The sequence below is a fragment of the Streptomyces sp. NPDC043685 genome (assembly GCF_056436585.1).
On record NZ_JBWKCH010000010.1, the window covers coordinates 40,266 to 53,252 of the forward strand.

General features: G+C 68.7%; 11 protein-coding genes and 3 pseudogenes. 11 read left to right on the plus strand and 3 right to left on the minus strand.

Features of this window, described 5'->3' with window-relative positions; all coding sequences use genetic code 11:
* Window positions 1-310: 310 nt before the first annotated feature.
* Window positions 311-1,834, minus strand: a complete 1,524-nt coding sequence (locus AC0665_RS29675) for an NHL domain-containing protein (protein ID WP_478706144.1) — start codon at window positions 1,832-1,834, stop codon at window positions 311-313.
* Between the two features lie 189 nt (window positions 1,835-2,023).
* On the minus strand, window positions 2,024-3,121 hold the full coding sequence (locus AC0665_RS29680) for a PLL family lectin (RefSeq protein ID WP_478706145.1): 1,098 nt from the start codon (window positions 3,119-3,121) through the stop codon (window positions 2,024-2,026).
* Window positions 3,122-4,223: 1,102 nt separating this feature from the next.
* Between AC0665_RS29680 and AC0665_RS29685 the strand changes: the two genes are divergently transcribed.
* The 10 genes and pseudogenes from AC0665_RS29685 to AC0665_RS29730 form a co-directional block, all read left to right on the plus strand.
* Complete coding sequence (locus AC0665_RS29685; RefSeq protein ID WP_478706146.1) at window positions 4,224-4,934, plus strand: TNT domain-containing protein; 711 nt, start codon at window positions 4,224-4,226, stop codon at window positions 4,932-4,934.
* 14 nt (window positions 4,935-4,948) lie between these two features.
* On the plus strand, window positions 4,949-5,194 hold the full coding sequence (locus tag AC0665_RS29690; protein ID WP_478706147.1) for a hypothetical protein: 246 nt from the start codon (window positions 4,949-4,951) through the stop codon (window positions 5,192-5,194).
* A 183-nt stretch (window positions 5,195-5,377) separates the two neighbouring features.
* Complete coding sequence (locus AC0665_RS29695) at window positions 5,378-5,968, plus strand: isochorismatase family protein (RefSeq protein WP_478610212.1); 591 nt, start codon at window positions 5,378-5,380, stop codon at window positions 5,966-5,968.
* Window positions 5,969-6,625: 657 nt separating this feature from the next.
* Window positions 6,626-7,057: a copper chaperone PCu(A)C gene (locus AC0665_RS29700; RefSeq protein WP_478706148.1), complete on the plus strand. Its 432-nt coding sequence runs from the start codon at window positions 6,626-6,628 to the stop codon at window positions 7,055-7,057.
* Window positions 7,054-7,359: a hypothetical protein gene (locus AC0665_RS29705; protein ID WP_478706149.1), complete on the plus strand. Its 306-nt coding sequence runs from the start codon at window positions 7,054-7,056 to the stop codon at window positions 7,357-7,359. Before AC0665_RS29700 ends, AC0665_RS29705 begins: the two co-directional genes overlap by 4 nt.
* 328 nt (window positions 7,360-7,687) lie before the next feature.
* Window positions 7,688-8,320: a hypothetical protein gene (locus AC0665_RS29710; protein ID WP_478706150.1), complete on the plus strand. Its 633-nt coding sequence runs from the start codon at window positions 7,688-7,690 to the stop codon at window positions 8,318-8,320.
* Window positions 8,305-8,478 (plus strand): annotated as a pseudogene (locus AC0665_RS29715) (flavoprotein); the annotation flags it as partial. The gene AC0665_RS29710 and the pseudogene AC0665_RS29715, both read left to right, overlap by 16 nt.
* Window positions 8,479-8,509: 31 nt before the next feature.
* A pseudogene (locus tag AC0665_RS29720) lies at window positions 8,510-9,390 on the plus strand (IS5 family transposase); the annotation flags it as partial.
* Entirely contained in the window at window positions 9,383-9,943 is a 561-nt protein-coding gene (locus AC0665_RS29725) for a GNAT family N-acetyltransferase (protein ID WP_478706151.1), read from the plus strand. The pseudogene AC0665_RS29720 and the gene AC0665_RS29725, both read left to right, overlap by 8 nt.
* A 149-nt stretch (window positions 9,944-10,092) precedes the next feature.
* Window positions 10,093-10,395, plus strand: a pseudogene (locus AC0665_RS29730) (telomere-associated protein Tap); the annotation flags it as partial.
* A gap of 81 nt (window positions 10,396-10,476) precedes the next feature.
* Here the strand turns inward: AC0665_RS29730 and AC0665_RS29735 are convergent.
* Window positions 10,477-11,070, minus strand: a complete 594-nt coding sequence (locus AC0665_RS29735; RefSeq protein ID WP_478610214.1) for a TIGR03086 family metal-binding protein — start codon at window positions 11,068-11,070, stop codon at window positions 10,477-10,479.
* 115 nt (window positions 11,071-11,185) lie between these two features.
* On the opposite strand from AC0665_RS29735, the gene pdxR reads away from it, so the two are divergent.
* The gene (gene pdxR / locus AC0665_RS29740; protein ID WP_478706152.1) at window positions 11,186-12,637 is read left to right on the plus strand and encodes a MocR-like pyridoxine biosynthesis transcription factor PdxR; all 1,452 of its coding nucleotides are present in this window, start codon (window positions 11,186-11,188) and stop codon (window positions 12,635-12,637) included.
* The last annotated feature ends 350 nt before the right edge of the window (window positions 12,638-12,987 follow it).

Here is a 12,987-nt window from a genome sequence, read left to right on the forward strand (position 1 = left end):
TGGCCGCGCGATTCAGCCCCGTGTATGAGTAGTGGTCACGCTGGACGGTTCCAAAGAAGAGTTCCTGCGGCACCCTGTCCCCCTCAGCCCTCCTCGTCCGGCGGAACCCGAACGCCTGAATGATGATCTCGCAGGCCACTGACATCAAGCAGGAACACTTGACGGGCCGGAGCGGAGGGCAGCGGGAAGCGGGCCCAAGGCAGAGGCTCCCACGGCGCCCAAGACAACTGCGGAGAAGCCACCCAAATCCGAGTGACACCAAGGTCGCGAGGGGGGGCAGGGGCGAGTCCGCCCCTGCCCCCGTCGTGTGTCACATGGGCAGCAACTGCCACTGCCGCGCCCGGTGATCACCCTCCGCCCCGTCCTGCCGGATCACCGCACGGGCGTTGGTGTCGACCCGCAGCAGCAGACCACTGTTGTGGTTCGCGATCTCAAACACCCGCGGGGTGTCACTCACCGCGCCCACCGGGATCAGCCGCCACTGCTGGTGGTGCGCGTCCACGCCCTCGTAGGCGCGCTGCGCGACCACCGCGCCCGGTCGCTCTTGGGCCCCGACGACTTCCAGCACCTTGCCACTGCGCACGTTCTCGATCCGGTAGAGGACCTCGCCGTTGTCCTGGCCGGCCACGACCAGCCGCCACCGCTGGTGATCCCTCAAAGCGGTGAGGGTCTGCTGGACCTCGGCCCCGTCCGCGGTGGACTCCCGCACGACCGCCATCCGCAGCCTGCTGCGAGCATTCGCCCAGGAGACCACTGTGCCCGACTCGGGCAGCCCGGCCATCCTCACCGACGCAACCTTCCGGACCAGATTGTTGGCCCAGTCGGCGATGTAGAGCGTGTCGACGCAGTCCACGGCGAGCCCGCTGGGGTTGTTCAGTTGGGCCGACGTCGCGAGGCCGCTGTCACCGCCGGAGCCCGGGGCGCCCGTGCCGGCGGCCGTGCTGATCTTCCCATCGGCCGTGACCTTCCGGACCCTGTGGCCGTTCCATTCGGAGATGTAGAGGACACCGGTGCTGTCCACCACCAACCCCATCGGAAGGTTCATCTGGGCCGACGTCGCTGTGCCGCCGTCACCGCCGGAGCCCGCGGTGCCCGTGCCGGCGATCGTGCTGATCTTCCCGTCGGCGGTGACCTTCCGGACCCGGTGATTGGCGTGGTCGGCGATGTATAGGCCGTCCGCGTCATCTACAGCCACCGCGATCGGGCAGTTCAGCTGCGCCGAGCCAGCAGGGCCGCCATCACCCCCCTTGCCTGGTGATCCGTTCCCCGCGAACGTGCTGATCTTGCCGTCAGTTGTGACCTTACGGACCCGGTGGTTGTAGTACTCGGCGATGTAGAGATTGCCGACACTGTCCACAGCCAGCCCGAACGGGCCGTTCAACTGGGCTGCGCTTGCGAGGCCGTTGTCACCGCCGGAGCCGGCAGTGCCCGTGCCGGCGAACACGCTGATCTTCCCATCGGCCGTGACCTTCCGGACCCGGTGGTTATTGGCATCGGCGATGTAGAGATTGCCGACACTGTCCACCACCACCTCGCGCGGGTAGTTCAGCTGGGCCGAGACAGCAGGGCCGCCATCTCCCCCTTTGCCTGGTGACCCGGTACCCGCGAATGTGCTGATCTTGCCGTCAGTCGTGACCTTCCGGACCCGGTGGTTGTTGGCATCGGCGATGTAGAGATTGCCGACACTGTCCACCGCCACCCCCAACGGACGGTCCAACTGAGCCGAGACGGCAGAGCCGCCGTCGCCCTTCGACCCCGCGGCGATGCTCCCTGCGATCGTCCTGATCGGAGGAGTGGAGTACTCACCCGCAGTTCCCGCTTGAGCAGTGCTCATCTTCATTCCTTCACCGTTCACCGGCCGCCTGCTACAGGCGGTTGTTGGTTGATCTCAGACGTCACAGAGGCGATCAGAGTGGGTTGGTCACTTCTTGGTGATCGTTGTGGAGCAAGTCGAGGTAGGCGCGCGGTCTGCATCCAAGGCGACGGGCCGTAGGTGACGACATGCAGACGGAGGCAGTACCTGTTAAAGGGCGTCGCCCCGCTGACCTGAGTCTTCGGCTGAGGCAGGGCGAGCGTTCAGATGGCGTCCTGCTGCCTGCTGGCCGAACATCTGGGCGATGTGCCAGACGGCGTGGTCCGTCCCGTGGAAGAACACGTCCAGACGTCCGTGCCCGTCGGTGGCGATGACGGGTTCGCCGCCGATGTTCTGCGCGATCTGCTCCCAGGCGCTCCAGTCGGTGCCGTTGACGATGGTCTGCTCGTTGACCCACAGGTGGCCGCTGCCCCAGTGGAAGGTGGCAAGCCTGGCGTCGGCGGCCCGGGCGACGGCCGGGTTTCCGGTCAGGGTGCCGCCGAGGCTGCTCAGTGTGGCCCAGCCGTTGTAGTCGTCGGTCTGCGGCAGGTGCCACAGGGCGTCGTCGGTGCCCCGGAAGAACACTTCCAGGCGGCCGTCGGCGTTGGTGCCGACGACGGGGTCGCCGCCGACGTTCCGCACGATGTTCCGGGGGCTTTCCCAGGCGTTGTCGTTGGCGTCGCGCTGGCGGACGACCCACAGGTGACCATTGGTGCCGCGGAAGAACACCTGCAGACGGCCGCGGGCGTCGGTCGCCACCGCCGGGTCACCCGACAGGGTGCCGCCCAGGGCGGCAGGGCCGGTCCAGTTGCCGTAACCGGACTTGGTGGTCTCCCACACATGCCACAGAGCGTTGTCGGTGCCCCGGAAGAAGGCCGCCGGGCGGCCGTCGGCGTGCAGCCCGGGGACCGGATTACCGCCGATGTTGTCGGCGAGCACCTTCCCTGCGCCGTAGCCGCCGTTGATGACCGTCTGCCAGGGATGTCCGAGGTTGCCCTGCCCGTTTTTGAAGAACACCCCGATCCGCCGCGCGGCCGTGTGCAGGGCGGCGGGATCGCCGGCCAAGGTGGCGGCGCCCAGGTTCTCCCACTCGGACCAGCCACCCCAGGTCTGCTGATGACAGTGCGACAGCGCGTTGTCCGCCCGGCCACGGGCGAACACCTCCAGCCGGCCGTCCGAAGAGGGCGCCACCGCCGGATTACCGGTCAGCTGCCCGCCGAGCGAGGACACCGGCCCCCAGGACATACCCGGCGTCGAAGGAACCGTCATGTTCTCCCCCTCCTGTTTCACCCCCGCGCCCTCCCCAGGGGTGTGACTTTAGGCACACGATCAACTACCCATCGTTATCACCTGGCAGGCCCACCCCTGGTGGCATGACGAAGCGTCAGCAACACGCCGTAAGCAGGCACGTCCTTCAACGCCCCCCTGTACAGCGCCCCCTCACCACCACCCCATACCAGCCAGCAAAGCCCACTCGCCGGTACACCCGGCTGTCCGGCCTGCGCCCGCGCTGGCGCTCGAAGACACCCACCGTCTCTGGAAGAGCCAGCAACGCGGCTTGGATCTGCCATCCGCCCCGACCAGCACGATGCCCCGCACCCTGCTGCACATGGGCGCCACCGCCTGCGCCCATCACGACGGCGACAGCCAACAGGCCTGCCGCCATCACCGAGGTCGAGCACCTGGCCACCCGAGACTTCCTCGCCCACCACACCGCCGCCGACCTGCCCTGCGACAACCAGGGCAACCGCCGCAGCGCCTGAACCCCCAACCACCAGCCCGGTCCCGCCTCGCCGCGGCCGGGAAAGCCCCGGGGCACACCACGTGCCCCGGGGATGTGGTGCGTCACGGGCGGTCAGGAACCGCAGATCGTCACCGCCCTGGCCGATGACGTCGCCCCTTGGGCGATGTTGGCGTGGCCGGCAACGGCCTTTCCCAGGACAGGGACAACCGGGAGTTCCTGAAGGAAGAAGGCGATGTCGCGCCGGCCGTTCAGCGCGCCTCCGCGCCCGTCAGGGTCGCGAACACGTTCGCCAAAGTCGCTGCACTCCTGGCCGGAGGCGGGGCGAGTCGTGTCCGGCTGTCGGCGGCCTGGACGGGGGAAGTGACACCGAACACCGCGCCTGAAGACCTGCTTTTCCACCGCCGCCGTCGTGGGGCGCAGCGCGCACCCCCTTCACGCACAGGCAGGAGAACGCCTGTCCCGGTGCTCACCTCTTCGGTGTTCTCCTCCTCGTCATCGCTATCGCCGGCTGCATCCTGCTGACAGGCGGCCAGGCAGCGCGCCCTGGACGCGCGAATCCATGCCGCGGCCCCAGCCCAGATGCTGACGCATCCACATGCCGGCCTGCCCCCCGGGTGGGGCCGCCCGATGACCAGTGGAGTACGACCCGTGAACCACCACCTGCGCGGCGCCCTGCCGGCCCTTGCCCTGGCGATGACCACCGCCCTTGCTCCCACCGCGCAAGCCGTGGCGCCCGGCGAGGAACCGCGCACGGCGTCGGCCGAGCCGTACCCGGCTCCTTGCACGGGCGAGTACCAGGGCGATGCCCGACTCGGACCCGAGCACCTGCCCCGCGCCTGGGAGGCACCGGTCGGCCCGCTGCTGAGGAACTATCAGCGCACCGGCGGCCTCTCCGGCGCGGCATTCCTGGCCAAGTATTGGAAGGAGGAGGACTCCTCAAGTCCGGGCGGGTGGAAATATCCGCCCAACGACGGCTTCGCCGAAGTCAACGGCGAGATCGACAAGCACGTCGATGTCCTGGAGCCTGGTGAGGATCTGGACCGCTTCGGCTCGGAGTACGGCTCCTACCTCGCCCCTGCCGGCGATTCTTACGCCAAGCGGGCGCTGCCGCCGCAGAACCTCAACACCCGCGAGGCGAAATACCCGTGTGACTACCACCGGTACACCGTCAAGCGGCCCTTCCCCGTCTGGCAGGGCCGCATCGCACCCTGGTTCGAACAGCCCGGCGGCGGCCAGCAAATCAAACTCGACCCTGCCCTGCTGCCCCCCGGTGACGGCCAGCGCCTGAACGTCAAATGGCTCCTCAGCCACGACTACCTCGCCCCCGCCGCAGGCTGACCCGGAACTTCCCCGTGGACCGCCGCACGCTGCGCACCGTCCTGCGCTCCAAAGGGGTGCAGGACGGCTACTACTGCCTCGAAGGTGTCCACGAGCCCGCTCCCCTGCCCACCGACTTCCTCTACCTGCGCCGCTCCCCCACCCACCCCGGCATGTGGGAAACCGGCGCATATGAACGCGGCACCTGGCAGACCATCACCGAACACACCAGCGAAGCAGACGCCTGCACGCACCTGGTGCATCTCCTGACCGCCACTTGAACTTCAGCACCCCGGCTGCCGGTGAACTGCCAGAGCCGTTGCCGGTCAAGCCCGGATCGTGGAGACACTTATGCTCCCGTGCGCCCCGCCCCGGTCGAGTGAACGACCGGCAAGTGGCGCGCTGCCTGCTGAGGAAACGGTGACCATCAGCAAGAGGCCCACCCCCGAGGGAAGGACTATTCCGTGCGCCGTGCACTGATCATCGTCGATGTGCAGAAAGACTTCTGCGAGGGAGGCAGTGTCCCGGTGAAGGGCGGTGCGGACCGGGCCGCGGCCATCGCCGATCTTGTCCGGCGCGCTGACGGACAGTACGCCTACGTCGTTGCCACCCGTGACCACCACATCGATCCGGGCGCCCACTTCTCCGACCACCCCGACTTCCGGGACTCCTTCCCTGTGCACTGCGTCGTCGGCAGCGACGGAAGCGAGTTCCACCCTCACTTCGCACCCGCCGTCGACGCCGGGCACGTCGACGAAGTCGTCTTCAAGGGCGCGCACTCCGCCTCCAAGAGCGGTTTCGAGGGCTTCACCCAGGACGGCACGGCCCTGTCCGACTGGCTGAAGGCCCGCGACATCACCGACCTCGACGTCGTCGGCATCGCAACCGATCACTGTGTCAAGGCCACCGCACTGGACGGAGTACGCGCCGGCTTCACAGTGCGAGTCCTGCTCGACTACACCGCCGGCGTCGCCGCCGACAGCACCCGCACCGCACTCGACGAACTGCGCCGGGCCGGTGTCGCACTGAGCGGCGAGCCCGTCGTCGTCACCTGAACAAACCGGCCGCGCTGACCACAAAGGCCCGGCACACCGGGCTCACCCCCGCCCCGGGACGTGTCCTCCTGGCCAGGGGCCCCGGGCCGCTGTGGAGGCACTGCACGCCGGCACCATCCGTGCCACGATGCCCTCTGACTCGCCCTCAGCGCTCGCTCTGGCTCCTTCGCCTCCGGGACCTTGGGAGCTTCCGGGGCGGAGCCTCAGTGAAGTCACTCTTCTTCGGCGTGTTCTCCAGGACCGCGCCCTTCTTCAGGCCGCTGCCCTGTGGCATCTTCGAGCACGCCTCATGAAGCTCGAAAGGCCGTTTCGCGCCCCGTTCAAGCACCGCGTCAGGCATGTCGCCCTGCCACCAACGTCCCCGGACAGCACACCTAGTTGCAGGTGATGTCAGCGACTTCGCGGTCCAGGATGTCGACCCCGCCCTTGTTGGAGGGGTGAGTGGTGGGAACTGGCCATAGAACAGGACCATCGGGACGCCAGTTACTGACGCAAGAGGGGCTCGCCCGCTGCTACCAGCTATCTCCTGCCGCGGGACGGCGTGGCCGTGTTACTGCCGAGTCGGGTGGTCTCCCATCGATCACCTTGCGCGATTACTCAGCCGCAGAGTGTGCTTGCGCGGGGGCCGATGCGCGGCCCGAGCAAGGAGTCATACACATGGCGATGCCGGTCACCACCGATATCACGGTCCGGGAGAAGTCCGCCTGGATCCGCTGGCTTCCGAACGCCCTGCCAGCCGCTGGCTACATCACACTGGACAACTCCTCCGACCAGAGCATCGACATCACCAAAATCGCCAGTCCCGACTCTCAGAGGATCACGATCTACCAGACCGTCCCCGACGCCGAAACCCCGAAGACGGTCAAGCTGGACAAGGTCACCCTGCCCGCCCAGGGAGAGTTCACCTTCGTCCCGGGCCAGCAGCACCTCATGCTGGAGAGGCCGACCCATCTGATCACCCCCGGCAACGTCGCCCGCGTCATCTTCTTCCTCAGCGACGGCAAGGGGCATCAAAGTCCGGATCCCCGTCAGCACTTCCTCCCCGCTGTAACTGACCGCGCCCACACGCCCCCAGGAGAACCGGAATGACCACGTACCACCTCGACCTCGGTGACGACCAGGGCGAAGCACTCGACTCCGTCACCAAGCTCACCCTCGTCCACACCCCAGTCGACATCGACACCTACGTCGCCGACGACTACAACGCCCCCGTGCCACTGTGGGGCAACGTCATCCTCACGCGCGGCGACGTCCGCAACCCCGCCACCACCGCCTGGGTCGAGAACGTCGAGAACACCAGCACCCACCAGGACGTCGTCCTCATCGCCGGCGACCCTGACGACCCCGACGCCTTCGCCATCAGCTTCACCGACATCACCGTCGAGAAGTAGCCCCGCCCACCCGCCGCCGCGTAACCACTGCCCAGGCCGACGCCGGGGGCTCCTGCACGTCGACACCAGCGCCCGCACAGCTGGACCGCCTACACGGTCTGACCTTCCGGCCGGCCTCCCCGCCACGCACCGCGCCCGGCCTCCCCGCCGCACGCGGTGCAACCGCAGCTGTCGGTTCTCTGAGCACCTCTCATTCGGCTCTGCGGTTCCTCCTGCGTCCGTGAGGACACATAAGCCTCCGAGGCGTAGCCGGAACGGGCATGATCGCTCGCTCGTCCGGGTGGTGATGCGCGCGCGGCCACTGCTTTCGTGGGCCGGCGGAGCGAGGATGACGGCCATGAATACGTCGAGTGATCAGGTCGGCATCGAACGTCGTCGGTTCTTGAAGCAGGTTCTGGGCGTGACCGCCGGAGGCACCTTTGCGGCCGCCGCTGCCGGTTCCCCCGCGCGTGCGGCGGACATCCTGCCGACGCCGGGGACTGCGGTCGATACCAGCATCGAGGTGACGGGCGCCGTGATGACCTCACTGCAGGGGCCTGCGCAGCGGGCAGTGCTGCACTTCGTCGGCCGTCGAAGGCAGAAGGTCCTGGCCGGGGGAGCAGACCATGTGCGGCTGGAGACGCTGGACTTCATGGCGCAAGCCGAACACCCGCAGTTCGGCATGATCACCATGAGGCTCCCTGTAATCCACGAGCAGGACGGCGGCATCCTGAAGGCTCTGGGACCAAATCAGCTCCAGGAGACGTGGCTGGTGCGTCCGACGCTGCGGTTTGACCGATGGGGTGATGTGCCCGGCCCCATGGAATGCGCGGCGGAGGGCCAATTCACACTGGTCGGGAACAGCGCGCAGTGGCCCCCGCCACCGCCGGGCGCAACCTACGCGCTGCAATCCTCGGTCGCGTTCTCGAACGGTGACCTGCGTGTCGAGTTCACCGATTTCCCTGCGAACATCAGCGCCTGATCGTCCACGTCACCTACGCCGACAGCCGTGCGGAACGGCGCTTCTCCCGCGCCGTAACCGACGCCTCCGGCACCTGGCGCACGCCGTCTCCGGTCGGCGCCAGCGGACTTGCCGCACTCGGCGAGCGCGCGGCAGCCGACCATGTCACCCAGCGCGTGTCTCTTTGATGGGTTGGTCAGTTGATCAGATGTGTCTGTCCGATTAGTGATCACTGATGCGATGTGGGACCGGATCGCGCCGCTAATGCCGGCCGATCCGGCCCGCGGCAGGAGGTGGGCCGACCATCGCAGCACGCTTGAGGCCATCGCGTGGAAGTACCGCACCAACTCGCCATGGCGGGACCTCCCCGACGAGCTCGGCTCATTCCAGACCGCCCACAAACGGCTGATCAGATGGGCCGTCGACGGCACCTGGGAGATGATCCTTGCCGCCGTCCTGGCAGCGGCGGACGCCGATGACGACATCGACTGGACGGTGTCAGTGGACTCCACGGTCGTCCGGGCCCACCAGCACGCTGCCGGAGCGCTCAAAAGGGGGCGGCCCACCGCGGCGAGCCCGCTGATCACGCGCTCGGACGCTCCCGCGGCGGGCTGAGCACCAAGGTCCACCTGGCCGCAGACGGCCACGCACGGCCCCTCGCCTTCACCGTCACCGCAGGCCAGGCGGGTGACGCGCCCGCCTTCGAGACGGTGATGTCCCGCATCCGCGTGCCCCGCACTGGCCCCGGCAGGCCCCCGACCCGGCCCCTGGCCGTTCTGGCCGACCGCGCGTATTCCTCACGCGCCATCCGCAGCCACCTGCGGCGCCGGGGCATCCGCGCGGTCATCCCGCAGCCGTCCGATCAAGCCGGCCACCGCCTGCGGCGAGGCCGACAAGGTGGCCGTGGCTCTGTCCGCGAGAACGGGCAGCGGATGTACACCGGGTGGGGAGGCAGCCGCTGCCCGAGGGGGAATCGAAATGTTCACGGGCTTCGACGGCAGTACTGGCACGAAAAGGGTGCTGGTGGGGTGCGTTGGAAAAACGGATGGCCGGGGGTGAGCGTGACGCGGCAGGATGCTCCGCATGACATTGCCTACCCCCGAACTGCACACCGCCCGCCTGCGACTGAGGCCGTTCACCGACGCCGACGCGGCGCCGCTCTACGCGCTGCACAGCAGCGCCAACGTGCTGCGTTACTGGGACTCCCCGCCTTGGACCGAACCGGCCCGCGCCCAGCGCTTCATCGCGACGTGCCGGACGATCGCAGAGGAAGGCACGGGAGCGCGGGTGGCCGTCGACCGCGTCTCCGACGGCGCGTTCATCGGCTGGTGCGGCCTTACCAACTGGAACCCCGACTTCCGCAGCGCGTCGCTGGGCTACGTCTTCGACGCCGCCGCATGGGGCCACGGCTACGCCACGGAGACCGCGCACGCCGTCCTGCGGTGGGCGTTCGACACCCTGGACCTGAACCGCGTCCAGGCCGAGACCGACACCCGCAACGTGGCGTCCGCCCGGGTCCTGGAGAAGCTCGGCTTCGTCCGCGAGGGCACCCTCCGCGAGGACTGCGTCGTCAACGGCGACGTCTCCGACTCCTGGGTCTTCGGCCTCCTCCGTCGCGAGTGGCACCCGACGGCCGGCCGCTAGGACCGAGACCTGCCCGCCTCCCCCACCGGTTCCGACCGTCCGCACCGCTGGAGCATCCAGTAGCTCGTAGGGTCCGCCCGGAACGGCAACATTCTCATCGGCGTGGGGCGGGTGCTGTCGCTTCTCGTGAACATCGAACACGTCGCGGTCCGGGTGCCGCCGTCATCTCCAAAGCGCGGGTCAACATGCACCGCAAACTGCGCAACATGGCCACGATGACGGGCCTGTACCCCCTCGCCGTGCTCTCCGACTGCGTCGTCTACCCCTCACCGGGCGCGAGCCCGTTGGACTTCCTCCCCTACGCCGCGTCCGGCAAACCCCAGCCCGGCGCCTTCCGCCTCGGCCCCACACCTGGCCTGGCCAAGCTGGAGGGCGTCCAGGAGATGCTGTGGGCGGTCGGCCTCATGGAACAGGGCTACAACCCGGCCCGCCACATCAAAGACCCTGGCTGAGGACCGGCTGGAAACACTAGGAGCTCTCGCCGGACGCGAACCCTTCAGCTGCCCCGGCCTGGACTTGGCACCAGCGACTCCTCAGGATGGCCCCGGCGTCCAGGACGGGTCGCGGCCGAGCAGGGCGAGCAACCGGTCGCCCGCCGGGGCGTCGTCGGGGACGGCGATCTGTCGGCGGAATGCGGCGCCGGCCCCGCGGCCCTCGTCCGGGACCCGGGTTGCTACGCGCAGTGCGGCGTCGGTGAGTTCGGCGGCGGGCTCCCACGGGGCTCCGATCGTCGCCGCGACGTCCCAGGCATGCACCACGTAGTCGAGCAGGTGGAAGCCGATCGCTATCCGTCCCGGAACAGCGAAGTCCTCGCCCACCTCAGGCAGCGCTAACCGCCGCTCCAGCACTTCGTCGTCTGCGAACGCCGCGGTGACCTCACCCACCGATGCGTCATACGCTCCTGCCGGGTCATCGCCGAGGTCGCCGTCGCGCCATACTGCCCACGGCTCCCCCGCGCCGCGGGCGGAGGCGGCGAACCCCTCGTTCTGGCTGACCAGATGGCGTAACAGGCCGTACAGGGTCCAGTCCGCGCATGGCGTCGCCAACCTCAAGTGGTGGGTCTTCACCTGGGAGACCACCTCCCCCGTCAGCAGCAGTGCCTGGCGGTCCAGTTGTCGTATGTCCATGTCAGGAGCATAAAATCGCACAGCGGTCCAGCTCCAGGGCCAATAAGCTGTCAACTGATTGAGCCAATTGCCGGGCTGAAAGCCCACACCAGCCGAGCCGGAACGGAAAGCCGAGATGGACGTGCACGTCAGGCTCGACGGGCAGCGCGACCTGTCCGGCCAGATCTACCGCCAGCTGCGCGCCGCGATCCACGACGGGCTGCTACGGCCCGGCGATCCGCTGCCCCCGACCAGGGAGTTGGGCCGTCGCCTCGTGGTGGCCCGCAACACCGTCGGCGTCGCCTACGAACGGCTCGTCGCCGAGGGCTACGCGGACAGCAGGGTCGGCTCCGGGACCTATGTGCGTGCGACGGGCCTGCCCACGCGCGAGGCCGCGACTGCCAACGACACCACCGGCTCGGGACTGCGTCCGCGCGCCCTGTGGTCAGGTCTGTCCCCATGGGCGGCTTCGGACACCACGGGCCGGACCACGGTGGCCCACGACTTCCGGGTCGGCCTGCCGGACGCCCGACTCTTCCCGTACGAAGCCTGGCGTCCCCTGATCGCCCGGGAACTGCGTCCCTCGGCGGCCGGGGCGGTCGGATACGGCGATCCGGCCGGCCACGCCGGGCTTCGGGCAGCACTCGCCCGGCACATCGGACTATCCCGTGGCGTGCGGACCGGCCCAGACGACGTGCTGGTGACCACCGGCACGCAGCAGGCCCTGGACCTTATCGGACGGGTGCTGCTCGAACCGGGCGACCGGGTGGCCGTCGAAGAGCCCGGGTACCCACCGGCCCGGCTATCGTTCCTGGCGCAGGGCGCCGAGGTCACGGGCATACCGGTGGACGCCGAGGGCCTGCTGGTGGACGCCATCCCGCCGGACACCCGCGCCGTTTACGTCACTCCCGCCCACCAGTTCCCGCTGGGCATGCCGATGTCCCTGCGGCGCAGAATGGCCCTGCTGCAGTGGGCGCGGCGGCACGGCGCGGCGGTAATCGAGGACGACTACGACAGCGAATTCCGGTTCGGCGGGCGGCCGGTCGAGGCGCTGCAGAGTCTGGACAGGGACGGACACGTCATCTATGTGGGGTCGTTCTCCAAAGTGATGCTGCCCTCCCTGCGCGTCGGCTTCCTGGTGGCGCCCGCCTCGCTGCGCGGAGCACTGCGCACCGCGAAGTACACCGCCGACTGGCACACAGCAGTCCCCACGCAGGCGGCGCTCGCCCGCTTCGTCGACGACGGGCTGCTCGCCCGGCACGTCCGCCGGATGCAGCACACGTACGCGACCCGGCACCACACCATCGCCCGTGCACTCACCGAACACTTCACTGGCCTGGCCGAGCTGGTACCGTCCGCCGCGGGCCTGCACATGACCGCCTTTACCCAAGGCGATTTCGCCGACCCCGTCGCCCTCGCGGACCGGGCCGCCCGCGCCCGGGCAGCCGGCGTGGCGGTCTACACCCTGGCAGAGGTCGCCGCAAACCGGTCCGCACGCCCGGGCTTTGTCTTCGGCTACGGCTCGATCAGCGCCTCGGACATCGAGCCGGGGCTGCACCGCGTACTCGGCCCGTCTCAGGTCTACTGAACGCGGGAGAGGTCGTCCCGATAGGGGCCGACCAGTCAGCCCGGAAGCCGAGCTGCGCTCCGCGTGGTAACTCGGTTGGATGGGCTTGGCCGCCTGGGTGAAGATGCATGCATGAGCCGAGATAGATGAGGTACGCGCAGCGATCGCTGGTGTGGTGCGCCTTATGGACCCCAGCGTTCGTATGACACGATCGCTATCACCACCACAACTCAGATGCTGCAGACCAGCGACGCCAACCTCCACGACCTCGGGACGGAGTGCCGGGCCATGCTGACACTCCTGCAGAATCGCGGGCCGCTGCTCGACGCCGCCTCGACGACGTCAACCGCCAGCCGGAACGGGTCAGCGTG

Excerpts from the sequence above, each read along its gene's own strand:
- AC0665_RS29685 (WP_478706146.1), top strand. The coding sequence starts at position 4,224 with ATGACCAGTGGAGTACGACCCGTGAACCACCACCTGCGCGGCGCCCTG.
- AC0665_RS29725 (WP_478706151.1), top strand. The coding sequence starts at position 9,383 with ATGACATTGCCTACCCCCGAACTGCACACCGCCCGCCTGCGACTGAGG.
- AC0665_RS29710 (WP_478706150.1), top strand. The coding sequence starts at position 7,688 with ATGACGGCCATGAATACGTCGAGTGATCAGGTCGGCATCGAACGTCGT.
- AC0665_RS29680 (WP_478706145.1), bottom strand. The coding sequence starts at position 3,121 with ATGACGGTTCCTTCGACGCCGGGTATGTCCTGGGGGCCGGTGTCCTCG.
- pdxR (WP_478706152.1), top strand. The coding sequence starts at position 11,186 with ATGGACGTGCACGTCAGGCTCGACGGGCAGCGCGACCTGTCCGGCCAG.
- AC0665_RS29705 (WP_478706149.1), top strand. The coding sequence starts at position 7,054 with ATGACCACGTACCACCTCGACCTCGGTGACGACCAGGGCGAAGCACTC.
- AC0665_RS29675 (WP_478706144.1), bottom strand. The coding sequence starts at position 1,834 with ATGAGCACTGCTCAAGCGGGAACTGCGGGTGAGTACTCCACTCCTCCG.
- AC0665_RS29735 (WP_478610214.1), bottom strand. The coding sequence starts at position 11,070 with ATGGACATACGACAACTGGACCGCCAGGCACTGCTGCTGACGGGGGAG.
- AC0665_RS29700 (WP_478706148.1), top strand. The coding sequence starts at position 6,626 with ATGGCGATGCCGGTCACCACCGATATCACGGTCCGGGAGAAGTCCGCC.